Source organism: Nonomuraea mesophila (genome assembly GCF_004352805.1).
GTDB lineage: Bacteria > Actinomycetota > Actinomycetes > Streptosporangiales > Streptosporangiaceae > Nonomuraea > Nonomuraea longispora.
Genome location: NZ_SMLD01000018.1, coordinates 35,883 through 62,857 on the forward strand (window position 1 = coordinate 35,883; position 26,975 = coordinate 62,857).

The following is a 26,975-nucleotide window of genomic DNA, read 5'->3' on the forward strand; positions in this document are numbered from 1 at the left end:
CTCATGGCAGACACGGCATCGCCTTCAGGACGGGGCCTTCTCGTGGCCGCCGCGGGCTGCGCGCTGGCCGTACCGGTGGCCGTCTGGTGGCTGGTGGGCGACCTCAGCGCGGACGTGCCGCCCGGCACGGCCCTCGACCACGTGATCAGCCCGCCCGGCCTGGGCCCGTGGGCCGAGGGCGCGGCCGGCGTGGGCGCGCTGGTGGTGGCGGGTGTGACGGCGACGCTGCTGGTGCGGGCGTCGCGGCGGCGCCGCTTCGACCGCCGGTGGTGGGCGGCGCTGATCCCGGTGCTGGCCGCGGGCGCCGTCGTGGGAGCCGGCTGGCGGGTCGTGACGGCGGGCACGGTCGGGGCCAACATCGGCGCCGGGCTGACGATCATGCTGGGTGGCGCGCTCGTGGCCCTGCTCCTGTTGTGGGCCGCCGGCTGGTCGGCACGGCTGCTGCTGGCCCGGCGCACCCTCCGCTGACTGCGCAGCTGACAGAAGCGCGCCGCCCTGTAAAGATCAATGCTGTGCGAAGCCTGCCCGGAAGTTTGGGCAAGATCTGCTTCGGATTTTCCCGGAACCGCGCGTCATCGTAAGGACATCAGGCACAGCCTGCCATCTCCCCGGGCATCTGGAGCAGACTTTCATGGTCAGACGTTCAATCGCCCCCCTCACCCCCGCCGTCGTCCTTCTGTTCGCCTTATTCGGATTCGCCTTGCCGGCCCACGCGGTGACGCTGGAGCAGAAACTCGCCGCTCTCTCCTCGTTCAGCCAGCCCACCACCACGAGCGCCAACGCGTGGCGCAACGCGTGGGAGAACCAGTCTGCCTGGGCCGACTACGCCTTCGACTGGTCCACCGACCTCTGTTCGAGCAGCCCCGACCAGCCTCTCGGCTTCGATTTCCGGATGTCGTGCCGACGGCACGACTTCGGCTACCGCAATTACAAGGACGTCAGCCAATTCCCGGCCAACAAACCGCGCATAGACGACGCCTTCTACTTCGATATGCGTCAGGTGTGCGCGCGCTACTCGGGAGTGTCCAAGGCGACCTGTGACGGGCTCGCCTGGACTTATTACCAGGCGGTCAAGGAATTCGGCAACCTGGTCGTCACCGACCAGCAGATCCGCGAGGTCAAGCGGCAGGCCGAACGCTCCGCCGCAGCCGAGCAGCAGCAGGCGGGCTGACCGAGAACCGGAGTCGGGTGTGGTCGCGATCGCGGCGACACCCGACTCCGGTCGGGTCACGCGCCCATCATGTTGTCGTCGTTTCCGAGCTCACGCGACCTGCCGGAGTGTGATGACGTCAAGGCGGCTTCGAGGGTGGCTCGAAGCCCCCTGGCTCAGAGTGACGATCGGCCGGGCCCGCCGGAGCGGCAGCACCAGGCAGGCGCACGCCAGCAGCGCGCGGCACGGCGATGGTCGCCGTACTGCCCGAGGCCGAGACCAGCCCCGGTGGACGTCCACCGTGCTCCGCGTACGGCCTCCTGTTTCCCGTCGCCGGAGGCCGCGGCCCAGGTGTCGGCGGCCAGCTTGAGCACGTAGCCGTCGAGCGCCGCATCCTCTACCTGGGCCTCCGCCCCGGCAACAGCACCTCGGACACCCGACGCAGCGGCTACGTGGCGATGAAGCGGCGCCGGGCCGAGGGGCGGAGCCGGTAGTTCCGTGGAACTAGGCACGTCAGTGCCGTCGGCCGATGTGGCGGATGCGGGCCGGTTCCTACGCTCAAGGTCGTGATCAACCGTCTGACCCCGGTCCTGCTCGCCCTTGTGGCCCTGCTCGCCTGGGCGTCCCCCGCGGCCGCGCACGGCAGGGACGCCGAGGCCGATGCGCGGTTCGCCCAGACGATCGGCGGCATGGAACTCACCGTCGTGGTGCGGGCGAGCATCCGCGTACCGGCTCCGCTGCAGGTGGACGTGGTCGCGCACGACCCCGGTAAGGGCGGGCAGGTCGAGCTGGCCGTCCGGTCCGTCGAGAACGGCGGGTCGTCCACGGCCTCCGTGCGGGTCGTGGGCGGGCGGCCCGGCATGTACCCGGCCATCCTGCGCGCCGGGGATGTGGGGCCCCACGAGTTGGAGGTGCGGGCGGGCGGGGAGCGGTCGGTGCTGCCGTTCGACCTGCTGGTGCCGAGCACGCCGCGGTGGGAGATCGTCGTGTACGCGGCCTTCGCGTGCGGGGCGGTGGCGCTGCTCGGCGCGCTGGCGAGTGCGGCGCTCCGGCGCAGGGGCGTGGCGGTGGGTCTCGCGGGGACGTTCGCGGTGGCGATCGTCGTGGCGTTCACCACCGGAGCGATCTCGCCCTGGTTCGCGCCGGAGGGGGCCCCGGCTCCCGAGACGCTCACCCGGCCGAACGCGCAGCCGCTGGTGGAGGTGGCGCCGGAGCGACCCGCCCTCCGATCGGCCTACCGGCTGCGGGTGACGTTGTTCGACGGCTCCACCGGGGCCCCGGCGGACGACCTGGCCGAGCACCACGCCGCCCTGACACATCTCGTCGTGACCAGCGACGACGGCCGCTTCTTCCGGCACGTGCATCCGATCAGGACCGCGCCGGGCGTCTATGAGGTGCGGCTGCGCGCGGAGCAGCCGGGACGGCACCTCGTGTACGCCGAGTTCGAACGGGCCGGTGCGGGCGGCCAGCTCGTCTCGGGCGCGTTCACCGTACCCGGCCCGGATCACGGCGATCGGGAAGAGGTGCCTGTCACCGGTGCGCGGCCGGTGGCCGAGCCCGCGCGGCCCGTGGCCGGACGTCCGATCCGCCTCACGCTCGACACCGGCGCCACCGCCCTGCGGCCATGGCTCGGTATGGCCGGCCATCTGATCCTGCGCAGCCATGACGGCGGCTACCTCGGCCACGTCCATGAGGCCCGCTCCATGGCCGACGCCACCGCCGCCCGGATGCCGGACGAGTCGGTCGCCCGCTACGGGCCACGGCTCGAGTTCGTCTTCAGCTTTCCCCGGCCTGGCCGCTATCTGGTCTGGATCCAGTACGCCGAGGACTACCGGATCGTCACCGTACCCCACGTCATCGAGGTCGCCGAGGAAGGGAGCGGCCGATGAGGCGCCGCCTGTACATCGTCCTGCCCGTGCTGCTGATCGTGGCCGGGATCGTCTGGCTCTTCCAAGCGGGACCCGCTCCCGGACCGGCCGAGCTGCGCGGCCGGGGCACCCACCACGCCGTCGTGGTGCGGCTGGAACCCCGTCTTGGCCCGCTCGAAGTGCGCGTCGAGCTCCAACCGGCGTCCCCGGCTGAGGTCTCCATCTCCGCGGTGATGCCGCACATGGGGCACACCACACCGGAGCTTCCGGCCCGGTCCGACGGGCCTGGCCGCTATGTGGCCCGCGGTGAACTGTTCACCATGACGGGCCCTTGGGAGATCGGCATCCGGGTGCGCGGCAGCTCGGGCACCGAGGTCATCAAAGTCAACACCCTGATCACCGCTTAGGAGTGACTCCCATGTCAGTCGAACGTCCCCACATCCCCCGCCGGGAGGTCACCGGCGCCTGGTCCCTGCTCCTCGGCTACGCCACGTTACTGACCGGCATGGTCTGGGACGGGCAGTGGCACGGCGACGTCGGGCCCGACGACTTCTGGACCGCCCCGCACCTGCTCCTCTACGCCGGCACCGGCATCATCGGGCTCACCTGCCTGATCGTGGTGCTGCAGTCCACCTGGGCGCGTGGCGCGCCCACCAGCACGCCCTCCGTGACGGTGCTGCGCACGTTCCGGGCGCCGTGGCCGTTCCTGGTGGGCGGGCTGGGCGCCTCGGGCAACCTCCTGTACGCGGGCTCCGACCTGTGGTGGCACGAGGTCTACGGCTTCGACATCGCCGCCGGGACCACCCCGTCGCATTTCGGACTCGGACTGTCCATCCAGGTCGAGATCTTCGCCATGATCATGGCGTTCGCCGTGCTGCGGCGTACCCGGGCCGAACGATGGGGCCTGGCCCTGGCCGTCGGCCTGGCCACCCTCGGCTCGACGTCGGCCTTCGGCATGGTGTCCGAAATGATCTTCGAATGGCTGCCCGGCGTGGCGCCCCGCGTCCTGGGCTTGAGCGCGGCGGCGGCGCTCATCCTCAGCCTGGTCATCGGCCTCACTCGCTCCTGGCACTGGCCCGCCGCGACAGGGCTGACGTTCGTGCTCGTCCAAGGCGGGCTGTCACTGTTCGCCCCGGCCGCCACCCGGTGGTACGCCGAGGCGATCGGCCAGCCGATGCGCGACTACGCCGCGAACATGCCACAGGCGCTGATCGGGTTCCCGGTCACCTATCCGCTCGTCGCGCTGCTGGCCGGCGCCATGACGGCTTGGGCGGTGCGGCGCGCGGTGCGGCCGGTGCGGATCGCGATGGCGGCCGGCGCGCTGGCCGGAACCAACACCGCGCTCTTCTACGGCGGGCTCGGCATCCTGGAGATGAACCTGCCGATCACCCTGATCACGGCGACCGCCCTGGGCGCGGCGACGGGATGGCTGGGCTGGCAGTGCGCCGTCCTGCTGCGCCGTTTCAACGAGCGCGGCCTCTCCGCCCCGCAGGCGGTGGCGGCATGAGGCGCGTCCTGGTGGCTCTGGCGGCGGCCCTGACCGTGACGACCGCCGCGGGGCCGGCCGCCGCCGCCCCGCTCCCAGGCGAGATCGTGCACACGGAGACCGTCTCCATGAGCGACGGAGCCCCGATCACCGTAGGGTTCACGGAGTGGCCGGTCCGCGCCCTGCAGTCGCTCGACTTCACCTTCGAACCGGCGGGCGGCATCAGCGGGCGCACGGGCCTGGTCACGACCGTGTCGCCCAGTGGCGACCGCAAAGGGCTGAAGGGCATCGTCCTGCAGCGCCGCGGCGATGCCATCGTGTTGCCGCGGCATCCCCGCGCGGGACAGGTCTGGGGGCTGGACGTCGTCTCACTGCCTGAGGAGGGCACATGGCGGTTCGAGTTCGCCGTGGAGAGAGCGGGCGCGACCTCGACGGGAGTCCTGCCGGTCCAGGCGATCGGCCAGCCGGGCCCGCCGCTCGGGCTGAGCTGGACGATCGCGCTGCTGCCGTGGGCACCGGTGGTGGTGCTGGTGGCGGCCGGCTGGGCACGTACGAGAGCGATCCGGCGCAACGCGAAACCCGGCTGGAGTGGCTGAGCGCCGGGCTGCCCGCTCTGTTGCCGCCGCTGGCCGCCTGGCTGGTCGTGCCCGGTGACGAGCCGGGCGTGCAACTGGCGCTGGCGGGCGCGCAGTCGGCGGCGCTGATGATGTCGCGCCGCTTCCCGCTCTCCGCGCTGGGTGTGAGCGTCGTCCTTGAGCTGGCGCTGATCCTCGTCAAGATGCCCGTCCTGGTGGCGCCGCTGGTCGCCGCGTCCCGCCTCGGGGCGTGGGGCCGGGGCGGCCACCGGTGGCTCGGCGTCGCGGCGGTGCTGGCGCTGCTGGGCATCGGGCTGCCGGTCACGCTGGTGACACTCGGTGACCCGCTGCGGGTGGTGGCCGTGTACGCGGTGGCGGCGATGCTCGTCGTCGGGTTCTGGGTCATGGGACGCATGGACGGGCGCCGCCGTGACCGCATCCACGAGTTGCAGGCCCGCTCGCGGCGGCTGGAGGCCGAACGTGAGCTGGCCGAGCGACGTGCGGCGGAGCGCGAGCGGACGCTGCTGGCCAGGGAACTGCACGACATTCTCAACCACTCGGTCACCACCATGGTGCTGGACGCGGAGGCCGGCGCGGACACCCGTGACGACATGGAGGAGACGCTGCGGCGAGTGGCCCGTACCGGCCGGGAGTCCCTCGCCGAGTTGCGGCGGCTGCTCGGCGTGCTCAGGCAGGCGCCGCCGGGGCACGATCCGCTCGCCCCTCCTCCGCGGTTGGACCAGCTCGACGCTCTGGTGGCGGCCATCCCGCCGGGCGGGCCACGGGCGAGCCTGATCCGCTCCGGCGACGTACGGCACGTCGACACCAGCATCGAGCTGGCCGCCTACCGCGTCGTCCAGGAGGCGCTGACCAACGTCACCAAGCACGCCGGGCCCGTGGACGTACGGGTGTCGCTCGACTACACCGACACCCACCTGAGGATCACGGTCGTCAACGCCGTCCCCGCTCGAGCCCCCGCCGGCGGGCCGGGCGGGGTGGGGCTGATCGGCATGCGCGAACGCGTCGGGCTGCTCGGCGGCACCGTCGAGGTGAGTTCGGGGAGGGAGATGTTCGAGGTGTGCGCGACGCTGCCGCTGCGGGAGGTTTCATGACCGCCATCCGCGTCCTGGTCTGCGACGACGAGCAGTTGCTTCGCGAGGCGCTGGTCCGCCTGGTCGGGGCGGCGGACGACCTGACCGTGGTGGCCGCCGTGGGTGACGGTGCCGCCGCCGTGGCCGCCGTCGCGGAGCACCGTCCTGACGTGGTGCTCATGGACATCCGGCTGCCCGGCATGGACGGCATCGAAGCCACCCGCCGCATCGCCGGCGGGCACAGCCGGGTGCTCATTCTCACGACGTACGATCTGGACAGCTACGTCTACGCCGGGCTGCAGGCCGGGGCCAGCGGCTTCCTGCTCAAGGACGCGCCGGGCGAGCGCATCCGCGACGGCATCAGGATCGTCGCCGCCGGCCAGTCGGTGCTGGCGCCGGAGGCGACCACCCGGATGATCGAAGCGTTGCAGCCCGCACTGCCCACCGACGCCGACAGGGCGCTGCTTGCGGCGGCCGACCGGCTCACCGAGCGCGAACGGCAGGTGTGTGAGCTGATCGCCGAAGGGTTGTCCAACGACGAGATCGCCCGCCGGCTCGTCATCAGCCGCTACACCGTGAAGGTGCACGTGTCGAGCGTCCTGACCAAGCTGGGCCTGCCGGACCGGGTGCACGTGCTGCTGTCGTGGACGCGGCTGCGCGGCCTGCGCCTGCCGTAGCCGGGAATCCCTCGGTCCTGGGGCGGTGGCCGGTCCTTCAACGTCGGCGCGGTGACCGCGGATCGGGTTCGGCCGCGCCCTGGGTGATGGCGTGTACGGCGGGCCGGAGCACGCTGACGATCTCCGCCGCTCCGGCGTCCCTCACCCCTTCCAGTTGGAGGAGGTGGCGGCTCAGCAGGACCCCGATGGTGAGGGCGCCGACGAGCCCGGCGCGAAGAACCGCGTCGTCGGTGGGGAGCGAGGCGGACACCTGCCGCTGCTGCTCCGCGATCGCGGCGCGCACCTCGTCGCCGGCGTCCGGGTGCGTGAGCATGGAACGCAGCATCGCCAGGGTGCCCGGGGCATCGGACTCCAGTTTGCCCGCCACGGCGGCCAGCAGGAGTTCGGCGACCTCTTCCGGTGTCCCGGCCACCGGCTGGTCGGGCGCGACCTCGGCGACCCGGGCGAACAGCGCGTCCTTCGAGCCGAAGTAGCGCATCACCAGCCCGGGGTCGGTCTCCGCGGCGGCGGCGACTCCCCTGATCGTGGTGCGGTCATATCCGAGGGTGGCGAAGAGCCGGCGAGCGGCGGCCAGAATCCGGTTCTCGGTCTGTCTGCGCCGCTCGGCCCGGGACAGGCGAGGACGGTGATCGGACATGAAACTTGAGTCTACAGTCGTTGACCCAATGAACCGGCTCGCGTTAGCATCCGTTCAGTCAACGACTGTAGACCGAATGACGGGACCACCATGCCGACGCCCGGCACCCTTCCCACAGCGATCCTCGAACGCGCGCAGCGGCTCTTCCTCGCCAAGGACCTGAACGGCTTCGCCGACATGTTCGCGGCCGACGGGACACACGAACTGCCCTTCGCGCCACCCGGGGTGCCGAAGTTCCTGCGGGGCCGGGAGGAGATCCGGCGCTACCTCACCTCGATCACCTCCACTCCGCTGGAACTGACCGGCTTTCACGGGCTCCACGTCCATGAGACCGTCGATCCGGAGGTCGTCGTCGCCGAGTACGAAGGACGTGGGCGGGTGGTGAGCTCCGGCAGGCCGTACCGCATGCCGTACATCCAGCTTCTGCGCGCGCGGGACGGTGAGATCGTCACCTGGCGTGACTACTGGAGTCCGCTTTCCGGGATTCAGGCGCTCGGGGTGCGCGGGCTGGTGCCCACGATCGTCAGGACCGCCGCGGCCCGCTGGCGAAGGGGCCCGGCGGCCGTTTGACGATCGGCGGTCAGGCGCCGCCGTTCAGCGCCTGAGCCCGGACGTCCTTGGCGGGCATGCCGTTGACACAGGCAGCCGGACGAATTTCCCTCCCTCTCGGTCATCCGGTGGACCGCCGCGGCGAGGCTCAGGCAGGCTCGGTCGAGATCACTCACCAACATTGAGGAGGCCGTGCATGCGGAGCGCGACGTTTGCTCTCGCGTCGGCTGCCGGGCTGGCGGCGAGCCTGGTCATCGTGGCTCCGGTGGAGGCCGCCGCGTCACGTCCGTGCCCGCTGATCTTCGGGCACGGCGGCTATCCGAGCGGCGCCCGGGGCTCCGACACCTGGAGCAGGGACCAGGTGCGCCAGCCCAACAACCCGACCGCGATCCGCACGTTCAAGAGCTGGGGAGCCTCGGGCGTCGAGGCGGATCTACAGCTGACCAGGGACGGCACCAAGGCCGTGATGTGGCACAACACCTCGACCTGGGGGTTGACCGGACGCAAGGCGAACATCAACAAGCTGTGGTGGGCCGCGGGCTCCGACAGACTGAAGGGGCGCACGATCACCCGGGGCGCCTACAAGGGCGAGACCGTCCACACCTTCCGCGGCTGGCTCGCCGCCATGCGCGCGAACCGGATGATCGGCTGGGTCGAGATCAAACCGGAGGCACGGCAGTCTCTGCTCAGCCGGTCGGCTGCCGTCCGGACGCGGGCCTGGCGCGAGGTCCTGGACCCGGTCAGGGAGACCTACCGCACCCAGGAAGTGATCCTCTATTCACGCAACCCGGACCTGCAGGCCGAACTCACACGACGGGTGCGGGCAGCAGGGATGGCGCGTGTGCTGTCCGGACGGCCGACCTGGGCCGACGCCACCAAGTGGGAGGAGCCGCCGCCGTCATGGCGCCGCAACGTAGGCGCTTGGAAACGTGCTCTGAACGGCGGCGCACGCCGGATCGCCACCGATTACACACCGCAGCTCAAGAAGTGGCTGAACGGCCAGTGCGGATGGGGGTCGAGCGTCGGTGACCGGGTGCGTTGAGCAGCGCACGCGCGGGTGAACGGGAGCCCGGTCATTCCTGCTCGGCGAGCCCCGCCAGCCCGTCGAGATAGCGCATCAGCGAATACTCGAACACGTCCTCCAGGTCTTCGGCGAGCACGGCCTGTTCCACGGACGCGAGATGAGGGAAGTTCCCCGACCGGAAATTCTTCCTGGCCTCGCTCTCCATGGCCGCCCACCAGTCGGTCGTGCGCATGCGCGTCTCGCGCTCCGCTCGTACGTCTTCCGCCGCCGTCAGGGCGAGCCCGCGCACCAGTGCGGGGAGCGCGAGGGCCGCGCGCTTGCGCTCGTCCGGCGACAGACCGAGCTGGGCGAGCGCCGCGAAGGTCCGCTCGCTGTGGGTCATGGCCTCGGGGACGAACGGCGGTCGCGTCAGCGACAGCAGCCCGGCCAGCCACGGGTGACGGCGGTAGAGCCGCCACTGCAACCGGTAGATCTCCTCCAGCTGCGCACGCCACCCTTCAGGAAGGACGGCTGCCAGCGGCTGCGCCCGGAACACCGCGTTGATCATCAGGAGTTCGAGCTCGTCCCGGCCGGCGACATGATGGTAAAGGGACATGGCCGCCACACCCAGCCTGCCTGCGAGACCACGCATGGAGACCGCTTCGATCCCCTCGCGATCGGCGACCGCGACGGCCACCGCGATGATCTTCGCCCTGGTCAGGTCGCGGGATGACAGCCGTGGCGCGGCGGGCGCGCGAGACTCCGGGACCCGGACCACACTGCCCGAGCCGGGCCGCGTGACGATCAGGCCCTCCTCCCTGAGCAGGGCCAGGGCGCGGCTCGCGGTCGCCATGGCGACACCGAAGTCGCGCACGATCTGCCGGGTGGAAGGCACCCGATCACCCGGCCGCAGCACGCCGTCGGTGATCCTCCGGCGCAGCTCGGCAACGACGCGCTGCGCCGGGCGTTGATCATCCTGCACTTCTGTCACAGCCTAACCGTACTAGTGCAGAGCAGAGCGCGAGCCATCCGGCGAGCTACCGTTCAGCGCCCAACCAGCAGTACGGTTGAGGAAGTGCATCAGGTTTCCGCGTCGGCGAATGTGCCGATCCATACGGTGTACACATGACCTTCACCGACGTACCCATAGCACTCACCCATGTCACCGTGATCGACGTCACCGGCGGCCCGTCCCTGCCGGACCAGACCGTCCTGCTGACCGGTGACACCATCGTGGCGGTGGGGCCCGCATCCCAGGTCGTGATCCCGCCGGGGACGGAAACTCATGATCACACCGGGCGTTACGTGCTGCCGGGGCTGACCGACATGCACGTGCACAGCGAGGGCGGCGACGACGACGAGCGGCTGTTTCCCGCCCTCTACATCGCCAACGGCGTGACCACCGTACGCGAGATGTGGGGGCAGCCGCACCTGCACGAATGGCGGCGGCGGACGGAGGCGGGCAAGATGCTCGGACCTCGTTCGATCATCGCCGGCCCGATCGTGGACGGCTCCCCCGCCCTGTGGGAAGAGCTGTTCAACGACGCGCCGATCATCTCGGTCACCACCGAGCAGGAGGCCCGGCGCGCCGTCGGCGAGACGAAGGACGGCGGAGCGGACTTCGTCAAGGCGTACTCCCGGCTGGGCAGGGAGCCCTACTTCGCGCTGTTGGACGAGGCCGCCAAGCAGGACATCCCGGTGGTCGGCCACCGGTCCGACCTGATCCCGCTCGACGAGCAGGTCGGCGCGGGACAGCGGTCCTTCGAGCACGTCCACGGCCTGTGGCCCGCCACCGCCGACGACGTGGAGCGGATGGAGGCCGCGATGGCCCGCATCTCCCCCGAACCCGGTTTCCACTACGCGAACTGGTTCAAGCAGGTCAACGAAGTGGAGTGGGAGTCGGTCAACCGCTACAGCCGGGCATCCGCCACGGCGCTGTTCGAGCGGTTCGTCGCCGAGGACGTCGCCTACTGCCCGACGCTCATCATGCACGCCGCGATCGACCTGGCCGAGGGGATCCGGCTGGACGACCAGCGGCTCGCGTACATGGCCCCCGGCACCGACGACATGTGGTCGTTCATCCGGGACGAGATCTTCCACGGCGGCGGACGTAGTCCGGACGAGGTGGACAAGCGGCGCAGGCTGTTCGACCATCGGCGGGCCGCGGTCGCCGCCATGGACGAGGCGGGCGTGCGCGTGCTGGCCGGCACCGACGCGGTGACTCCGGGTCTGTTCCCGGGCTTCGCGTTGCACGACGAGCTCGACCTGCTGGTCGGCTCCGGGCTGAGCACCATGCGTGCGTTGCGGGCCGCGACACTCGAACCCGCCAGGTTCCTCGGGCGTGAGCGGATCTCGGGGACGGTGGAGCCGGGCAAGCTGGCCGACCTGCTGGTCCTGGACGCCGACCCGCTGGCCGACATCACCAACACCCGGCGGATCCACGCGGTCGTGGCCGCCGGAAGGTACGTCGGGCCGGACGAGCGCGGCCGTCTCCTTGAGACCGCGGCCGCCGCCGCGGCGGCGATGGCCCCTCCGATGGAGGGCGAATGACCGGCCGCGCCACACCACCGGACGGCCCGGCGAGCGGCCTGGGCCGTGAGCGGGCAGCGGCAGGGGATGCGGAGGAGCGCGCCGCCGTTCGCGTGCTCACCGCCGCTTTCGCCGACGACGCCGTCATCCGCTGGCTCAACCCCCAGGTCTCCGCCCGGATGTTCGCCTTCGTGGTCGCCGAGTCCGCCGCGGCCGGAGGCCTGGAGGTCCAGGACGAGACGGCCGCCGCCGTCTGGCTGCCCTGGTCCGCCGGCGGCTCGACGCCCGGCCCCGCGACCAGCGGGCCGCCGCCGGAACTGCCCGTCCGCCTGAGGCAGTATGTGGAGCTCACGGCCGCTCGGCACCCGAGCGACCACGACCACCTGTATCTCCAGTTCCTCGGCGTTCACCCCGCCTGCCAGGGGAAGGGCGCCGGTTCCGCGCTGCTCGCCCGCGGTCTGGCACGCGCCGACGCGGCCGGTCTGCCCGCGTATCTGGAGGCGAGCGGGCAGGCGAACCAGCGGCTGTACGAACGCCACGGGTTCGTACCGCACGGAGACCCGATCCTTCTGCCCGACGGCCCCGCCGTCCGGCCGATGTGGCGGGAACCCGGCATCATTCCGGATCAGCCCCGCCAGTAAGCCATGTACCACGTGCCACGCCGTTTGATGTTGGCCTTGATCAGCGCGCTGCCGTTGTCGTAATCCCGCACGGGGCCGGCGTACTTCTGGAATTTCCCGGCGTCGGCGGCATCCCAGCCGCGGTTCCAGTACGCCTTACTGGGCCGCGGACTGCCCCCTATGATCTTGTCCTTGGACTGCTTGAGGCCGTCGGCCAAGTAGATGGACATCCACTGGTTGCCGCCGCCCTTGCTCACCACCATTCCGCACAGCGTGCGGCTCTGCCGGTAGACGTGCAGAGTGCCGACGTTCTTCGATGACGCGTTGGCCCCACTTGACGGGCACCGAGGCGACCCGCTTCCCCGGACGAGTGGACCCGGAATCGTGACCGATGGTCATGGCCCGTGCTCGCATCAAGCCGGCGCCGGGCCCTGCCGACGCGCGCCGGCCATGCTCAAGCCCTTCCGAGAAGCAGAAAGCCCCAGCTCCACACATCGAGCCAGGGCTTTCGCGCGGTGCGCCGCCAGGGACTCGAACCCCGGACCCGCTGATCAAAAGTCTCTAGCCTTCGTGTCGGGCCATGCTTCAATGCACCGCATTGAACCTTTTTCAGGCTCACGCCGCCGCCGTCATGGCGCAAGAACGTCGGCGTGTGGCAACGGGCTCTGGACAAGGGCGCACGCCGGATCGCCACCAATTACACGCCGCAGCTCAAAAATGGCTGAAGGGCAAGTGCGGGTGGGCAAAGGGAACCGGCGACGTCGTGCGTTGACCTGGCGCACCGAATACACGCTCGTGCCCACCCCCTGCGTGCCCACGCCCGCCTCCATCGGCGTCCGCATTGACCCAAGAATATCGAATCCGCGCTACGTGTGGATTCTGATAGATTCTGGACGTCCCAGCGCCCTGTCTGGTCTACTGAAACTCCCGCGCCATCCAGGTGTCGAAGGCGTAATGCATGAACAGGTTCGCGATCAGTGGGGAGATCGCGGCACCCTGCGGGCTGCCCCGATCCCGAGCGGCCAGTGTCCCGTCCGGCATGGCCAGCGGGGCCTTCAGCCACCGCTGGACATACAGATCGATCCACGGGTCGGTGGCGTGGGCGGCGACCGCCTTGAGGATGAGATCGTGATCAAGGTTGTCGAAGAAGCCCTTGATGTCCAAATCGATTGCCCAGGCGTACCGGAAACAGCGTTCCCGGCAGGCGGCCACCGCATCCAGCGGTGAGCGACCCGGACGATAGCCGTAGGAGTCAGGATGGAACACACGTTCCACCACCGGCTCCAGATAAGCCACTGCCACCGTCTGCGCGACACGATCTTGAACGGTAGGCACTCCGAGAGTCCTGGTCCCGGCCCCTTTCCCCTTCTTGGGGATCTCCACCATCCGCACCGGCGCGGGGAAATAGCTGCCCGACGACATCCGATTCCACAGCTTGTACAAGTTGTTCTTGTAGTCCGCCGCGAACTGCTCGGTCGTCACGCCGTCGACCCCGGCCGCTCCCTTCTTGCTCCTGGCCTTCTTCAACGCCGTCACGAACACCTGCTTGGCGATGTCGTACGGCTTCGAGCCTGGCTCGCTCATCCGGCTCTTCCCGGGCACTCCGGTTGACCATCAAGTTGAACCTGAATGACCCGTCCCCTTGGCTCCACGCCCATTACGGCGCTTCATCGCTACTACGAGGCGGTCCGCCCCTGTGCCCCGCAACCGGTACTCGGCCTCTTGAGGCTCATCACCTCTTGAGGGTCTCCCTCTCGCCCTGGCTGGCCGCCGGGAACAGTTTCGAGACGACAGGTTCCCACGTTCCGCGCAAGAGCCCAGATCAAGCTCGCGCCACCTACATGCCGGACGCCGCCTGGGCGGTAGACAAGTATCCCCCAGACTTATCCCAGGACCATGATCAAGCCCCGGTTCTGACGCCGTCTGACATTTCGACACTTCAGCGGTGGTTCGCTCGCGCTCGCCTTCTTGATCCACACCTGACACGGTCACGCCGTGCCGTTTCCGCATCGCTCACCACCCCGGCTCTTGACCGACGCAGCATGCGGTGGTTTGGAACCTCCTCCTGCAAGGCGACTCCGGAGGGCCTACCTCCATCTCAAGCGCAGTTACACACAGGAAGAATCAGTCCGATTACATCGGACCTCCTTCCTGCGCTCGTGGCGCACGATCATGCTGTGACCAGGGCACTCGATGCGGAGCCTGAAATAGGTTCACTGATCGTCTGCATCGAGATCAGAATTGACAACTGGGAGACTGGAATGAGGCATGTTCAACGCCGGAGATTGCGAACCAGGCTGGGAGCCTCCGTACTGGCGATCTCCACGGCGTTCGCCGTCGTCGCCGGCGGGGCTGGATCAGCGGAGGCCGGCACGCGCGCGGCATCCGGTGCTAGCGCCTCCCTGCCCCCCTCGGCGTGGCCAACGTCAAGAAGCAACTACGCAAGCTTGAGGCTTCGTATCAGGGACGGATCGGGGCCTTCGCGATCGACACAGGCACCGGCAGGACCATCTCGTACCGAGGCGGCGAGCTCTTTCCCAGCCGCTCCACCTTCAAGGCCATCCTGTGCGGCGCCATCTTGGCGAAGGCCCGGACGAGCGAGCCCGGCCTGCTGGACCGCACGCTGCCTTGGACGGCCGCGGACGTGGTCAGCGCCTCCCCGATCACCGGACTGCCAGAGAACATCAAGAACGGCATGACTGTGGAACGTCTGTGCCACGCCGCGATCACGATCAGCGACAACACCGCGGCGAACTTACTGCTCAGGCAGATCGGCGGACCCGCGGGGCCGACCCGCTACTGCCGCTCACTCGGGGATCGAATCGGACGGCTCGACCGTTGGGAGCCGGAGCTCAACGACTGGAAGCCGGGCGAGAAGCGCGACACCGTCGCGCCTGGTTCCATGGCCCGCAACCTGCAGAAAATCGCCGTAGGGAGCACCCTGGTCCCCAAGGATCGGCAGCGGCTGAACGGCTGGCTGCGGGCCAGCACCACGGGCACCGAACGCATCCGCGCGGGGCTGCCGCAGGACTGGATCGTGGGTGACAAGACCGGGGACGCCGCCGGCGCGTACGCACCGGGCAGTGACATCGCCGTCGCCTGGCCCCCCTCCGGCGCACCGCTGATCATCGCTGTCTACGCCAACCGAAACGACCCGGCTGCGACCATGGATAACAGCGTGATAGCCAAGACGGCGACCCTGCTGGCCCGCGGGCTGGGCCGCGCGTAGGCGCCCGAGTTCAGTGCCTGCGGACCCGCTGCGGCGCGCTCGGTCTGCGACACGCCCGGCCCTCGACGGGCTGAGCCGGCGGCTCGTCGAGGCCGGGCGGCCCGGAGCACGATCCCGCGCCCCGGCCGTTCGGTCAGCGCCCGGTCACTTGTCCGGGCAGAGCACTGTCTCGGCCGCCTTGTTGATGGCCTGGCTGATCGTGAGTGGTGAACCGACGCTCGTCGTGGTGGACACGGCGAACTGGAGCCTGCCGTCCGAGGAGGTGAAGGTGGTGGCGATGAAGCCCGCCGTGCCGCCCGACGGCACCTCGAACGCCGGGTCACCGCCGCACAGGCGTTCGCTGGGAGGCTGGGTGGGCTGCCCCTCATGCGGGTCGGTGATCACGCGTTGCAGGGCAGGAGGCAGCAGCTTGCCCTGGACGAAGGCGCGGTGGAACCTGGTGATGTCGCGCGCGGTGGAGATCACCCCTCCGGCGGCGTTCCCGTAGCTCGCGTTGAGCCGGTGCATGTCGCGCAGCTTGCCCTGGGGGTCGGTGTGGTACCCGTGCCCGTGCGGGCCCTTGATGCCCTGGGGCGGCCTGGTCGGCAGGTACGAACGGCTCATCCCGAGCGGTCCGAACAGCCGGCGGGCGAACTCGGCGGCCAGCGATCTGCCCGCCACCTTCTCGATGATCAAACCGAGCAGCGTGTAGTTGGTGTTGGAGTAGTGATACTTCGCTCCCGGCTCTCCGGTGCGAGGCTGATCGCGTGACATCTTCACCAGGTCGAGCGGCGGATAGTAGGTCGTGAAGTCGTAGAGATCGACCAGCTTGGCGTCGAACCAGTTGGGGATGCCCGAGGTGTGCCGGAGCAGCTGGCGTACGGTGATCTCGTCGGCCCGTGCCACGGCGTCCTGTTCGGCCACCTCCGGCAGGAGGTCGGCCAGCTTGTCCTCCAGGTCTATCTTGCCCTCCTTGACCAACTGGAGCACCACGACCGCCGTCAGCCGCTTCGTCTGCGACCCGATCCGGTAGCGGGAGTCGCTGGGGATCCGGCCTCCCTTGCCGTCGATCAAACGTGAGCCGGCCGAGCCCTTGCCGACGCGCTTCCCGTCGACGTACACCTCCCCGATGGCCCCTACGACGCCGGTGGTCCCGGCAAGGGACCGCATCGCTTGTCGAACGTCCCCCAGTTCGGGCCTCGGTCCTGACGTGGCGGCGGTAGCGGGTGTGGCGGCGACGCTCAGCGTTAGCACGGCGCAGGCCAGACCGGCCACGCGGACCGATAGAGCGTGAGTCATCGATGATCCTCTCCATGAGGGGAATATCCCGGGGCACCGGCCGAGACTTTGAGGACCTCGGCGGCGACCGTTCGAAACCCTGTTTGTAGGGGGGCAAGCGTTTCCTCACTGTTTCCGACAGGGGAAGATCAGCATGGGACGCCGTGGCTACCTGGGTGCAGACGCGCTACACCCAGGCCGCTCAGAGGTCGGCGAGGTTCACGGCGGCGGCCATGGCGGCCAGGCCCGCGTCGTTGGGGTGGAGCCAGTCGCCCTCCTGGCCCGCATGTTCGTTGAACTCCCGGCGGAGCCGGTCGGGCTTGCCCGGAGCGGTCAGGGCCCGCTCGAAGTCCACAACCCCGTTGTACTCCCCGCTGGTCCTGATCCACTCGTTGACCTCGTCACGGACCGCCTCACGGTCTGTGTTGTAGAAGAACGAGCCTTCGAACGGCATGAGCGTGCCGCCGATGATCCGGATCCCCCGGGAGTGGGCCGCCCTGATGAGCGTCCTGTGTCCCTCGACCAGCTGCTCGGCCGTGACGGGAGTGTCGTTGGGCAGGAAGCAGGGTTCGGCCGCGCCGTGGAAGCCGATGTCGTTGATCCCCTCCATCACGATCACCGTCCTGATGCCCGGGCGGTCGAGCACGTCGCGTTGGAAGCGGGCGACGGCCTTCTCGCCGAAGCAGGCGGAGTCGTTGAGGACCCGGTTACCGGAGATGCCCGCGTTGAGCACGCTGAGCGGGAGGCCTGCGGCCACCAGGCGGTCGGCGAGGGCGTCCGGGTAGCGGCGGTCGGCGTCGGGGGTCGAGCCGGTGCCGTCGGTGACCGAGTCGCCGAAGGTGACCACGGCGCCCCGGGAGCCGGACAGGACATCCACGCCGGACAGGTAGTACCACGAGGAGGTCGTGGTGGAGGTGAAGGCTGTGCCGCGATGGTCGAAACGATGGTCGCCCTCGGCGCGGTAGGAGGTGGCCGCGGCGATGTCGTGGAAGGTCGCGGGGCCGGTGGGGCGGCTGAAGTACATGGTCACGGTGAGCTGGTCCAGCGGGTCGACCGGCAGGAGCACTGGCTCGCTCACTGCCTCGGCGCCGACCGGGATCAGCGGCCTGGCGAACCGCACCGGCGGATCGTGCCGGACCGGATCGAGGCGCCCGAGCGGGTCTTGGCCACGGTGACGCCGGTCAGCCGGAGCGGCGCCGTGCCGTACAGGTTGGAAAGACGCAGGCGCAGCAGGCGACCGCCGGCGCTGATCCGGACGACCTGGCGCAGCGACTGGTCGCGGAACCCGGACTCGGACCAGTTGGGGGCGAACGCGCCGGCGAAGGGCCGCTGCGGAGCGGCGGCCCAGGCGCCGGACCAGCCGTGGGTCGCGGCGGCTGTGGTGGACGGCGCCACCACGACGGGCAGCAGAAGAGAAAAAAGGACAGCCAGACGTTTCATGGAAGGGCTCCTCAGATGCGGGAGGCGAGGTCGGCGGCCCAAGCGGCCGGGGTGCTGAGCGGGCGGCCGATGAAGCGCTCGATGGTGCCGGTGACGTGCGCGGGGCGGTCGAGGTGCGCCCCCCAGTCCTCGAACAGCACGTCGGCGGGTGCGTACGGGCTGATCGCCTTGCGGGCTACCGCGGGCTCCAACTCTTCGTAGGACAGGGACCGGCCCAGGGCCTCGCCGATGAGCTTGATCTGCTCCTCGTGGGTGAGCGAGACGGGCCCGGTGACGTCGTACACCTGGCCCGCGTGCGAAGGAGCGTCCAGGCAGGCGATGACGGCGGCGGCGAAGTCGCCGGGGTGGATCGGCGAGGTGGCCGCGGAAGCGTACGGCCCGCGCACCACGTCGCCGGACCGCAACTGGCCCGGCACGTCGAACGACCACTGCAGGGGGTCGGACGAGCCGATGGCCAGGCGCAGGAACGTCCACTCCAGGCCGGAGGCGCGGATCTCCTCCTCCAGGGAGGCGTGAAAGCAGCGTGAGATGAGTCTCGCGATGCGCGCCGCGCCAGCCGTGGTCCTCGATCACGGCCGACCGGACAAGACGCCCATGGCCGTGGAGGAACTGCTGCGCTACTTCTCCATCACGACGCGGTCGTCTCCCGGGTGGCCACCGAGGACACCCAGATCGGCGGGGCGAGCATCAAGGCCGGCGAAGGCGTCATCATCTCCGGCCTGTCGGCCAACCAGGACCCGGCAGCATTTGAGAACCCGGCCGAACTCGATGTCGAGCGCGGCGCCCGCCACCACCTCGCCTTCGGCTTCGGCCCGCACCAGTGCCTCGGTCAGAACCTCGCCAGGAGAATTGCAAATCGTCCTCGACACGCTGTTCCGCCGCATCCCCACCCTGCGCCTGGCAGTACCGGCCGAGGACCTGCCGCTCAAGACCGACGCCATCATCTACGGCGTCGACGAACTCCCCGTCACCTGGTGAGGGAACCCCCTGCAGACGCCACATAACCGCAGCTCAGCTGAGGAATTGCAGCCTTGGTGTTTGATTATCGCAATTTCGGCGAGAGCAACGGTGAGCCGCGGCAGTTGGTCGATATCGACAGCCAGCAGGACGACCTACGCGCCGCTGTCGCCTTCGCTCGCGACCACGAGCATGTCGAGACGCCCTACGCGGCAAGCTCGGCCTCGCGCCCTGCTACATCCCCATGGTGGGAAAGCCAGGCGAAGTCGCCGTCACCGCCACCGCAGAGGCGGACCAACACATGCATCCGGGCGGCATCCTGCTCCGCGACCTGTCCATCCGAGTCGTGCAGCACATGTTCACCACGATCATGCAACGCGGCAGCGATCAGACCCCTTCAAAGATCAGGTCCGGCTGCCACAACGGAAGCCGGGCCTGATCAGAGGTGGTGCGCCGCCAGGGACTCGAACCCCGGACCCGCTGATTAAGAGTCAGCTGCTCTGACCAACTGAGCTAGCGGCGCTGGCACTGCTGAGGAATATACCGGTGATCCGCATCCTGGTCGAATCGGTATCAGCCCGGCCCGAACGCTAGAATAAAGTTCGGCACCGACGACAGGAGCATCGATGTTCGACTCGCCCGCCGACGTGACGGAGCGCCTCGCCGCCGTGGACTACCTCTCCGACGACGCCATCTCCACGTCGGTGTTCCTGGCCGCGGCACTGGGCAAGCCGCTGCTCGTCGAAGGGCCGGCGGGGGTCGGCAAGACGCAGCTGGCCAAGGCGGTGGCGCAGGCCACCGGCGCCGGGCTGATCAGGCTCCAGTGCTACGAAGGGCTCGACGAGGCCAGGGCGCTGTACGAGTGGAACTACAAGAAGCAGCTGCTCAGGATCCAGGCCACCAGCGCCGACGACGACATCTTCACCGAGGAGTTCCTGCTGGAGCGGCCCCTGCTCAAGGCGATCAGGTCCGCCGAGCCCGCCGTGCTGCTCATCGACGAGACCGACAAGGCGGACGTCGAGGTCGAGGGGCTGCTGCTGGAGCTGCTGTCCGACTTCCAGGTGACGATCCCCGAGCTGGGCACCATCACCGCGGCGCGCCGGCCGTACGTCGTGCTGACCTCCAACGCGACCCGCGAGCTGTCGGAGGCGCTCAAGCGGCGCTGCCTCTACCTGCACATCGAATACCCCACCCCCGAGCGGGAGCGGGACATCGTGCTCGCACAGGTGCCCGGCCTGCGGGCCGGCCTCGCCGAGCAACTGGCCGGTACGGTCGCCACGCTCAGGGCGCTGGAGCTGAAGAAGGCGCCGTCGGTGGCCGAGACCGTCGACTGGGCCAACACCCTGCTGGCGCTCGGGCGGGCCGAGCTGGACGAGGCGACCGTCGCCGGCACGCTCGGCGTCGTGCTCAAGCACGCCTCCGACCACGCCAGGGCGGTCAAGGAGCTGGGGCTGCCGGATGCCTGAGCCCGAGTCGCTGATCGACCGGCACGTGGGCTTCGTGCACGCGCTGCGCGAGGCCGGGGTGCCGGTGTCGGTGGCGGAAGGGCTGGACGCGGCCGGCGCGCTACGGGCGATCGAGCTGACCGACAGGGAGTCGCTGCGCGCCGCGTACGCGGCCACGCTGGTCAAGAAGCCTGCCTACCGGCCCGGGTTCGACGTGCTGTTCGACCTGTGGTTCCCGGCGTCGACGACCGGATTGCAAGCCGCCCGGCCCGGCAGCGGAACCGATCCGGAGACGGCCACCGTCCGCGAGCTCCGCGAGCACCTCGCCGGCCTGCTGACCTCCGGAGCCGACCCGGAGCTGCGCGCGTTCGCCCAGGCCATGGTCGGGCGGTTCGGCCGCCAGGACTCCGGGCCCGGGCGGCAGAACTGGTTCTCCTACAGCGTCATGCGCGCCCTGTCCCCCGAGACGCTGATGGCCGGCATCCTCCGCGCCGGGCTGGCGGACGGCGAGCGCGGCGGGCTGGCCGAGAAGACCCTGCGGCAGCGGGTCGGCGCCGGGCTGCGGCGCTTCGAGGACGCCGTGGCCACCGACGTACGCCGCCGGATCGCCGAGGACTCCGGCATCGACCGCATCGCCCGCTCCGCCGTACGCCCGCCGCTCGACCAGATCGACTTCCTGCGCATCGCGAGGGCCGACCTGGCCAGGCTGCGCCGGGAGGTGCATCCGCTGGCCCGCCGCCTGGCCGCGCGGCTGACGATCAAGCGCAGGAAGGGCAGGCACGGCCGGCTCGACTTCCGCAGGACCATGCGGGCCTCGCTGCAGAGCGGCGGCGTGCCGCTGACCGTCCACGTCAAGCCCCCGCGACCGCACAGGCCCGAACTGGTCGTCCTCTGCGACACCAGCGACTCGGTCTCGTCGTTCGCGCACTTCACGCTGCTGCTCACGTACGCGCTGAGGGAGCAGTTCGCCAAGGTGCGGGCGTTCGGCTTCGTGGACACGGTGGACGAGATCACCCGGTTCTTCGCCCCGGGCGCCGACGTCGTGGAGGCCATGGCCAAGCTGGCGGACGAGGCCGACATGGTGCGCTTCGGCCGCACGAACTACGGGCACGCGCTGGAGCGTTTCGCCGAGCGGTACGGCGACGCGATCGGCCCGAAGACGTCGCTGCTGATCCTCGGCGACGCGCGCTCCAACTACCAGCCGCCCGCCCTGGACGTGCTGACGTCACTCGTGTCCCGCGCACGCCACGCCTACTGGCTCAACCCGGAGCCGCGGCGGCAGTGGGACACGGGCGACTCGCTCGCGAGCGACTACGGGCAGGTCGTGCCGATGCACGAGTGCCGCAACGTCGCCCAGCTCACGGCGTTCATCGAGACGCTGGCCTGAGGGGTCAGACGCGCTGGAGCTCCCTGGCCGCCGTACGGGTGAGCACCTCGATCTGCTCGTCGCTGAGCACGCCGCCCTCGGCCGACCTGATCAGCTTGCCGGTCAGGCGCGGTTTGAGCAGCGTGATGCCTTCCGCGTGCACGATGCCGCTCTTGGGCAGCAGGCCGCAGTGCACGGCGAGCAGGGGCGTGATGGTCACCGGGATGCCCGTCTCGCGGTTGAGCAGCTCGGCGAACGCCTCGGCGGCCTCCACCAGAGACTTGGCCGTCTTGCTGCCGTATTTCTCGCCGAAGAAGAGCCGTCCCGCATAGCAGGCGATCTCGGTGTCGGGGCTCCACGACTCGTTGTCGACGACCCAGACGCCTCCCGGGCCGATCACCAGGTGGTCGATGGAGGCCTTCCCGCGGATGGCGCGGCCGTCGAGGACGTTGTAGCCCTGGCGTCGGAGTGACCGGCGCAGGTGCCTGCCGGTGATCACCTCCCCCCGCCGCGCTCCCCGCCAGACCGCTGTGGCGTGGAAGGCGTACCAGTGGTAGAACCAGTCTCCCCCGGCCACGAGGCCGGCGAAGAGGAGAGCAAACAGTGGTGAGAAGGCGGTGAGGTCGAACCTGATCGCCACGGCGGCGCCGAGCACGAGCCCCACCCCGGCCTTGACGTATCGAGACCTGCGCCGGTTCTGGGCGTCCTCGCGCCAGAACTTCTCGTACCACCATTGCGGGGATGACCCTGTGTACTTTTCGTCCTGCTTCACGTAGATAGAGCCACCTGGCACGGCAAACTCCCCGAATGAGTAGGTGTCTAGCAGGATCTGCCACGCCGAAGATCCCTCGCCGGTCAAGAGATACCCGCTCCTGACCAAGGCGAGCCTAAGGTGACGGAATTAGTACCTGCAAGACCACCCAATGAGCTCAACCGACCAGTCGGTATGCTAAGGCGGGTGACCAAGGGGGACCACGTGAAAGAAGAACCGGTCAGGCAGCGGATCCTCGCCGAGGCGACCAGGCTGTTCGCCGAGCGAGGCTTCGAGGGCACCTCCGTGCAGGAGATCGTGGTGGCCGCGGGCGTCACGAAAGGCGCCATGTACCACTACTTCGACTCGAAGGACGACCTGCTGCGCGAGATCTACGGCCGGGTGCTGCGCATGCAGACCAACAGGCTGGCGCAGATCGCCGACGGCCCGGGGACGCTGAAGGAACGCCTCCACCGGGCCGCCGCCGACGTCGTCGAGACCACCACCGCCAACCTCGACGACTCCAAGATCTTCTTCCGCTCGATGCACCTGCTCGCCCCCGAGACGCGCAAGACCGTACGCGCCGAGCGCCGCCGCTACCACGAGCGGTTCCGCGACCTCGTGGCCGAGGGGCAGCGCACCGGCGTCTTCAGCGACCGGGTCCCCGCCGAGCTGGTCGTCGACTACTTCTTCGGCTCCGTGCACCACCTGGGCACCTGGTTCCACGCGGACGGCCCGCTGACCGGCGCCCAGGTGGGCAGGCACTTCGCCGACCTGCTCCTCACCTCACTCGGGGCCGGGGACGTCGACCAGTGAGGCCAGCGCCTCCCGGTGGTCGCCCGGCGTGCCGAGCGCGATCTCACCTGCCTTGGCGCGCTTGAGGAACAGATGCACGGGGTGCTCCCAGGTCATCCCGATCCCGCCGTGCAGTTGCACGGCCTCCTCCGCCGCGTGCACCGCCACCCCGGCGTTCCACGACTGGGCCACGGCCACCGATACGGCCGAGGGGTCGGCGGCGGCGTTCCTGGCGGCGGCCCTGGCCCTGACCACGTCCAGCCACAGGTCCGCCAGCCGGTGCTTGAGCGCCTGGAACGAGCCGATCGGCCGGGCGAACTGATGGCGTTCCTTGACGTAGGAGAGCGTCGTGCCGAGGCACCATTCGGCCACCCCGAGCTGCTCGGACGCCAGCAGCCCCGCCGCCGGGCGCAGCACCCCCGCCAGGTCGCACGCGCCCAGCCGCCTCGCGCTCGCCCGGTCGAACGTCACGGTGGCGACGGGCCTCGTCAGGTCGAGCGAGGGCACGACCTCGACCGCGACTCCCCCGGGAGCGCCGCCCCTCGCCTCGGCTCCCCCGCCGGCGCCTTCCTCGGCCGCGCCTTCCGTCACCGCGCCTTTCTCGGCCGCGCCTTCCTCGGCCGCGGTCACGTCTACCGCGTAGAGGTCGCCGTTCACGGGGGCCAGCAGCACGTCCGCCACGTCCGCGCCGGCCACCCCCGTGACCTCGCCGGAAATCCGGCCCTCGCCGTCCACGCTCAGCGACGCCCCGCGCTCCGGCCGGTAGGGTGAAGCGGCGAACGAGACCGCCAGCGCGGCCGTACGCCTGCCCTCGGCCAGCTCGCCCAGCAGGGCGTCACGGGTCGGGAGCAGCGCGTACGTGGCCAGCACCGCGCTGGTGAAGAACGGCACCGGCGCCACCGCCCTGCCCAGCTCCTCCAGCACGACGGCCGCCTCGCTGGCCGACGCGCCCGCGCCGCCCAGCTCCTCGGGGACGAGCAGCCCGGCGACCCCGATCTCCCCGGCCAGCGTCTTCCACAGGCCCAGGTCGTACGGCTCGGACTCGACGCGCCTGAGCACCGCGGCGGGCGGGCACCGGTCGGCGAGCAGCCCTCGTACGGCGGCCCGCAGCTCCTCCTCGACGTCCGAATACAGCAGCGTCATGCTCGCCGCTCCTCCCTCGCTCCGTGTCATCGCGGCAGGTCCTTCCAGGGCACGTCCTTGTCGACGCGGGGTTCGGAGGGGAGACCGAGCACCCGTTCGGCGATGATGTTGCGCAGGATCTCGGAGGTGCCGCCCTCGATCGAGTTGCCCTTGGCCCGCAGGTAGCGGTAGCCGGGGCCGCGCCCGTAGAAGTCGACGTTCTCGGAGCGCCTGAACGTCCAGTCGTCGTAGCCGAGATCGCGCCTGAACTCGACGTCGAACCCGGTCAGCGCCTGGTTGAGCCGGGCGAACGACAACTTCATGCCCGAGCCCTCGGGCCCGGGCTGCCCCGCGGCGAGCTGCTCGCGCAGCCGGGCCCCCGACAGCCGGGTCACCTCTGCCTCCACCCAGAGCGACATCAACCGCTGGTGCAGGTCGTGGCTGCGCAGCTCTGGATGCTCGCGCCAGGCCCCGACCACGGAGGCCACCATGCCGCCGCCGCGCCGCGCGGGCGCACCGCCGATGGCGACGCGCTCGTTCATCAGCGTGGTCTGCGCGACCCGCCAGCCGTCGCCGACCTCGCCCAGCCGCAGGTCGTCGGGGAGCCGGACGCCGGTCAGGAACACCTCGTTGAACTCGGCCTCACCGGTGATCTGCCGCAGCGGCCGCACCTCGACGCCCGGCGCGTGCATGTCGCAGACGAAGTACGTCATCCCGCGGTGTTTCGGCACGTCCGGGTCCGTACGGGTGACGAGGATGGCCCACCGGGAGTGGTGGGCGCCGGACGTCCACACCTTCTGGCCGTCGACCACCCACTCGTCGCCGTCCCTGACCGCCCTGGTCGCCAGCGTGGCCAGGTCGGACCCGGCGCCGGGCTCGCTGAAGAGCTGGCACCAGATCTCCTCGCCCGTCCACAGCGGCCGCAGGAAACGTCGTTTCTGCTCCTCCGTCCCGAACGCCAGGATCGTCGGCGCCGCCATGCCCAGGCCGATGCCCTGGAGGCCGCCGTTGATCTGCGGGGTGTGCGCCAGCTCCCGTTCCACGACCTGCTGCAGCTCCCGTGGTGCCCCGAGACCGCCCAGCCCTTCGGGGAACCACACCCAGGCGAGCCCGGCGTCGAACCTGGCCCGCAGGAACTCCAGCCGGTCGCCGCTCGGATCGTGCTCGCCGAGGAACGCGGCCACGCGCTCCCTGATCTCCGCCTCGTTCACATCCACCTCTTCAGCTCGCGATAGGCCAGTGATCTCTTGTGCACCTCGTCGGGACCGTCCGCGAGGCGCAGCGAGCGCGCGTGCGCCCAGAGCGCGGCCAGTGGGAAGTCCTGGGAGACGCCGCCCGCGCCGTGCACCTGGACGGCCTTGTCCAGGATCCACTCCACGGTGATCGGCGTGGAGATCTTGATGGCCTGGATCTCGGTGTGGGCCCCCTGGTTGCCCACGGTGTCCATGAGCCAGGCCGTCTTGAGCACGAGCAGGCGCAGCTGCTCGATCCTGATGCGGGACTCGGCGATCCAGTCCTGTACGACGCCCTGGTGGGCGACGGGCGCGCCGAACGTGTTCCTCGCCAGCGCCCGCCGGCACATCAGTTCCACGGCGCGCTCGGCCATGCCGATCAGGCGCATGCAGTGGTGGATGCGGCCGGGGCCGAGGCGGGCCTGGGCGATGGCGAAGCCGCCGCCCTCCTCGCCGATCAGGTTGTCCGCCGGCACGCGTACGTCCTCGAACACGATCTCGGCGTGGCCGCCGTGGTCGGCGTCGGAGTAGCCGAACACGTGCATGCCCCGCTTGACGTGCACGCCGGGGGTGTCGCGGGGCACGAGGATCATGCTCTGCCTGCGGTGTTTGGGCGCGTCGGGATTCGTCTTGCCCATGACGATGAGGATCTTGCAGTTGGGGTTCATCGCCCCCGAGATGAACCACTTGCGGCCGTTGATGACGTACTCGTCGCCGTCGCGGACGATGGAGGTGGCGATGTTCGTGGCGTCGGAGGAGGCCACGTCGGGCTCCGTCATCGCGAACGCCGAGCGGATCTCGCCGTCGAGCAGCGGCCGCAGCCACTCCTCCCGCTGCCATGGGCTGCCGAACATGGAGAGCACCTCCATGTTGCCGGTGTCGGGGGCGGCGCAGTTGGTGGCCGTCGGGGCGAGCGTGGGACTCCGGCCCATGATCTCCGCCAGGGGCGCGTACTGGAGGTTCGTCAGCCCGGCGCCGTGCTCGCCGGGCAGGAACAGGTTCCACAGGCCGCGCTTCCTGGCCTCGTCCTTGAGGTCGGCCACCAGCGGCGGCGGGCTCCACCCGCTGGTCGCCGCCTGCTGCTCGAAAGCGGGCTCAGCGGGGTAGACGCATTCGTCCATGAAGCGCAGCAGTCGCTCGCGCAGGTCCTCGGTGACGGTGTCGTAAGCGAAGTCCATGCCGGTGAGCCTACCGAC

General features: G+C 70.0%; 30 protein-coding genes, 1 tRNA gene and 1 pseudogene. 19 read left to right on the forward strand and 13 right to left on the reverse strand.

Going from position 1 to position 26,975, the window contains the following annotated elements; genetic code table 11:
• Positions 1–3 precede the first annotated feature (3 nt).
• The 8 genes from E1295_RS09900 (at position 4) to E1295_RS09935 (ending at position 6,847) form a co-directional block, all read left to right on the forward strand.
• Positions 4–468 (forward strand): hypothetical protein, encoded by a 465-nt coding sequence (locus E1295_RS09900; protein WP_132629849.1) that lies wholly within the window; start codon positions 4–6, stop codon positions 466–468.
• A 163-nt stretch (positions 469–631) separates the two neighbouring features.
• Positions 632–1,171 carry a phospholipase gene (locus E1295_RS09905; RefSeq protein WP_132629851.1) on the forward strand — a complete coding sequence of 180 codons (540 nt, stop codon included), beginning with the start codon at positions 632–634 and terminating at the stop codon, positions 1,169–1,171.
• Positions 1,172–1,716: 545 nt separating this feature from the next.
• Positions 1,717–3,039: a hypothetical protein gene (locus E1295_RS09910; protein ID WP_132629853.1), complete on the forward strand. Its 1,323-nt coding sequence runs from the start codon at positions 1,717–1,719 to the stop codon at positions 3,037–3,039.
• Positions 3,036–3,425 (forward strand): FixH family protein, encoded by a 390-nt coding sequence (locus tag E1295_RS09915; RefSeq protein ID WP_132629855.1) that lies wholly within the window; start codon positions 3,036–3,038, stop codon positions 3,423–3,425. Before E1295_RS09910 ends, E1295_RS09915 begins: the two co-directional genes overlap by 4 nt.
• 11 nt (positions 3,426–3,436) lie before the next feature.
• Complete coding sequence (locus E1295_RS09920; RefSeq protein ID WP_132629857.1) at positions 3,437–4,525, forward strand: hypothetical protein; 1,089 nt, start codon at positions 3,437–3,439, stop codon at positions 4,523–4,525.
• Positions 4,522–5,100 (forward strand): hypothetical protein, encoded by a 579-nt coding sequence (locus E1295_RS09925; protein ID WP_132629859.1) that lies wholly within the window; start codon positions 4,522–4,524, stop codon positions 5,098–5,100. Before E1295_RS09920 ends, E1295_RS09925 begins: the two co-directional genes overlap by 4 nt.
• Positions 5,013–6,191, forward strand: coding sequence for a sensor histidine kinase (locus E1295_RS09930; protein WP_132629861.1), 1,179 nt, complete (start codon positions 5,013–5,015; stop codon positions 6,189–6,191). Before E1295_RS09925 ends, E1295_RS09930 begins: the two co-directional genes overlap by 88 nt.
• Positions 6,188–6,847 (forward strand): response regulator, encoded by a 660-nt coding sequence (locus E1295_RS09935; RefSeq protein ID WP_132629863.1) that lies wholly within the window; start codon positions 6,188–6,190, stop codon positions 6,845–6,847. The genes E1295_RS09930 and E1295_RS09935 overlap by 4 nt, the downstream gene beginning before the upstream one ends.
• Before the next feature lie 37 nt (positions 6,848–6,884).
• Here E1295_RS09935 and E1295_RS09940 read toward each other — a convergent pair whose 3' ends face one another.
• Positions 6,885–7,484, reverse strand: coding sequence for a TetR/AcrR family transcriptional regulator (locus tag E1295_RS09940; protein ID WP_132629865.1), 600 nt, complete (start codon positions 7,482–7,484; stop codon positions 6,885–6,887).
• 90 nt (positions 7,485–7,574) lie between these two features.
• On the opposite strand from E1295_RS09940, the gene E1295_RS09945 reads away from it, so the two are divergent.
• Together E1295_RS09945 and E1295_RS09950 are read left to right on the forward strand one after the other, a co-directional pair.
• Positions 7,575–8,054, forward strand: coding sequence for a nuclear transport factor 2 family protein (locus E1295_RS09945; RefSeq protein ID WP_132629867.1), 480 nt, complete (start codon positions 7,575–7,577; stop codon positions 8,052–8,054).
• 175 nt (positions 8,055–8,229) lie between these two features.
• Positions 8,230–9,075 (forward strand): PI-PLC domain-containing protein, encoded by an 846-nt coding sequence (locus E1295_RS09950; protein WP_132629869.1) that lies wholly within the window; start codon positions 8,230–8,232, stop codon positions 9,073–9,075.
• A 31-nt stretch (positions 9,076–9,106) separates the two neighbouring features.
• Here the strand turns inward: E1295_RS09950 and E1295_RS09955 are convergent, their stop codons facing one another.
• Complete coding sequence (locus tag E1295_RS09955) at positions 9,107–10,027, reverse strand: TetR/AcrR family transcriptional regulator C-terminal domain-containing protein (RefSeq protein ID WP_132629871.1); 921 nt, start codon at positions 10,025–10,027, stop codon at positions 9,107–9,109.
• Between the two features lie 134 nt (positions 10,028–10,161).
• Here E1295_RS09955 and E1295_RS09960 point away from each other — a divergent pair, with 134 nt between their 5' ends.
• Both E1295_RS09960 and E1295_RS09965 read left to right on the forward strand, forming a co-directional pair.
• A complete protein-coding gene (locus E1295_RS09960; protein ID WP_132629873.1) occupies positions 10,162–11,586 on the forward strand; it encodes an amidohydrolase family protein in 1,425 nt (474 codons plus the stop codon).
• Complete coding sequence (locus E1295_RS09965; protein ID WP_132629876.1) at positions 11,583–12,206, forward strand: GNAT family N-acetyltransferase; 624 nt, start codon at positions 11,583–11,585, stop codon at positions 12,204–12,206. The genes E1295_RS09960 and E1295_RS09965 overlap by 4 nt, the downstream gene beginning before the upstream one ends.
• Here E1295_RS09965 and E1295_RS09970 read toward each other — a convergent pair.
• Together E1295_RS09970 and E1295_RS09975 are read right to left on the reverse strand one after the other, a co-directional pair.
• Complete coding sequence (locus tag E1295_RS09970; RefSeq protein ID WP_132629878.1) at positions 12,191–12,448, reverse strand: hypothetical protein; 258 nt, start codon at positions 12,446–12,448, stop codon at positions 12,191–12,193. The genes E1295_RS09965 and E1295_RS09970 overlap by 16 nt on opposite strands.
• A 652-nt stretch (positions 12,449–13,100) precedes the next feature.
• Entirely contained in the window at positions 13,101–13,769 is a 669-nt protein-coding gene (locus E1295_RS09975) for a reverse transcriptase domain-containing protein (protein ID WP_132629880.1), read from the reverse strand.
• 832 nt (positions 13,770–14,601) lie between these two features.
• On the opposite strand from E1295_RS09975, the gene bla reads away from it, so the two are divergent.
• Positions 14,602–15,414, forward strand: a complete 813-nt coding sequence (gene bla / locus E1295_RS09980; protein ID WP_132629882.1) for a class A beta-lactamase — start codon at positions 14,602–14,604, stop codon at positions 15,412–15,414.
• A gap of 144 nt (positions 15,415–15,558) precedes the next feature.
• Here bla and E1295_RS09985 read toward each other — a convergent pair whose 3' ends face one another.
• From E1295_RS09985 to E1295_RS09995, 4 genes are all read right to left on the reverse strand, one after another.
• Positions 15,559–16,563 carry a serine hydrolase domain-containing protein gene (locus E1295_RS09985; protein ID WP_166427160.1) on the reverse strand — a complete coding sequence of 335 codons (1,005 nt, stop codon included), beginning with the start codon at positions 16,561–16,563 and terminating at the stop codon, positions 15,559–15,561.
• Positions 16,564–16,873: 310 nt separating this feature from the next.
• A complete protein-coding gene (locus tag E1295_RS09990) occupies positions 16,874–17,791 on the reverse strand; it encodes an SGNH/GDSL hydrolase family protein (protein WP_220448631.1) in 918 nt (305 codons plus the stop codon).
• Positions 17,770–18,111 carry a hypothetical protein gene (locus E1295_RS50045; RefSeq protein ID WP_220448632.1) on the reverse strand — a complete coding sequence of 114 codons (342 nt, stop codon included), beginning with the start codon at positions 18,109–18,111 and terminating at the stop codon, positions 17,770–17,772. The genes E1295_RS09990 and E1295_RS50045 overlap by 22 nt, the downstream gene beginning before the upstream one ends.
• An 11-nt stretch (positions 18,112–18,122) precedes the next feature.
• Positions 18,123–18,527, reverse strand: a complete 405-nt coding sequence (locus tag E1295_RS09995) for an SDR family oxidoreductase (RefSeq protein ID WP_132629886.1) — start codon at positions 18,525–18,527, stop codon at positions 18,123–18,125.
• A 234-nt stretch (positions 18,528–18,761) separates the two neighbouring features.
• Here E1295_RS09995 and E1295_RS50795 point away from each other — a divergent pair.
• The 3 genes and pseudogenes from E1295_RS50795 to E1295_RS50050 form a co-directional block, all read left to right on the forward strand.
• A pseudogene (locus E1295_RS50795) lies at positions 18,762–18,896 on the forward strand (cytochrome P450); the annotation flags it as partial.
• A gap of 64 nt (positions 18,897–18,960) precedes the next feature.
• Positions 18,961–19,089 (forward strand): hypothetical protein, encoded by a 129-nt coding sequence (locus E1295_RS51790; RefSeq protein ID WP_281284728.1) that lies wholly within the window; start codon positions 18,961–18,963, stop codon positions 19,087–19,089.
• 223 nt (positions 19,090–19,312) lie between these two features.
• Positions 19,313–19,507 (forward strand): hypothetical protein, encoded by a 195-nt coding sequence (locus E1295_RS50050; protein WP_132629888.1) that lies wholly within the window; start codon positions 19,313–19,315, stop codon positions 19,505–19,507.
• 7 nt (positions 19,508–19,514) lie between these two features.
• Here the strand turns inward: E1295_RS50050 and E1295_RS10015 are convergent.
• Positions 19,515–19,591, reverse strand: a tRNA-Lys gene (locus E1295_RS10015).
• Positions 19,592–19,694: 103 nt separating this feature from the next.
• Here E1295_RS10015 and E1295_RS10020 point away from each other — a divergent pair.
• Together E1295_RS10020 and E1295_RS10025 are read left to right on the forward strand one after the other, a co-directional pair.
• A complete protein-coding gene (locus tag E1295_RS10020; RefSeq protein ID WP_132629890.1) occupies positions 19,695–20,534 on the forward strand; it encodes an AAA family ATPase in 840 nt (279 codons plus the stop codon).
• Entirely contained in the window at positions 20,527–21,900 is a 1,374-nt protein-coding gene (locus E1295_RS10025) for a vWA domain-containing protein (RefSeq protein WP_132629892.1), read from the forward strand. The genes E1295_RS10020 and E1295_RS10025 overlap by 8 nt, the downstream gene beginning before the upstream one ends.
• Before the next feature lie 4 nt (positions 21,901–21,904).
• Here the strand turns inward: E1295_RS10025 and E1295_RS10030 are convergent, their stop codons facing one another.
• Positions 21,905–22,651 (reverse strand): nuclease-related domain-containing protein, encoded by a 747-nt coding sequence (locus tag E1295_RS10030; RefSeq protein ID WP_246079953.1) that lies wholly within the window; start codon positions 22,649–22,651, stop codon positions 21,905–21,907.
• 174 nt (positions 22,652–22,825) lie between these two features.
• Between E1295_RS10030 and E1295_RS10035 the strand changes: the two genes are divergently transcribed.
• Positions 22,826–23,446: a TetR/AcrR family transcriptional regulator gene (locus E1295_RS10035; RefSeq protein WP_132629896.1), complete on the forward strand. Its 621-nt coding sequence runs from the start codon at positions 22,826–22,828 to the stop codon at positions 23,444–23,446.
• On the opposite strand, the gene E1295_RS10040 is transcribed toward E1295_RS10035, so the two are convergent.
• The 3 genes from E1295_RS10040 to E1295_RS10050 are packed head-to-tail and all read right to left on the reverse strand — an operon-like array spanning position 23,417 to position 26,957.
• Positions 23,417–24,568: an acyl-CoA dehydrogenase family protein gene (locus tag E1295_RS10040; protein WP_181957970.1), complete on the reverse strand. Its 1,152-nt coding sequence runs from the start codon at positions 24,566–24,568 to the stop codon at positions 23,417–23,419. The genes E1295_RS10035 and E1295_RS10040 overlap by 30 nt on opposite strands.
• A gap of 26 nt (positions 24,569–24,594) precedes the next feature.
• Positions 24,595–25,758: an acyl-CoA dehydrogenase family protein gene (locus tag E1295_RS10045; protein ID WP_132629951.1), complete on the reverse strand. Its 1,164-nt coding sequence runs from the start codon at positions 25,756–25,758 to the stop codon at positions 24,595–24,597.
• On the reverse strand, positions 25,755–26,957 hold the full coding sequence (locus tag E1295_RS10050) for an acyl-CoA dehydrogenase family protein (RefSeq protein WP_132629900.1): 1,203 nt from the start codon (positions 26,955–26,957) through the stop codon (positions 25,755–25,757). Before E1295_RS10050 ends, E1295_RS10045 begins: the two co-directional genes overlap by 4 nt.
• Positions 26,958–26,975: the final 18 nt, after the last annotated feature.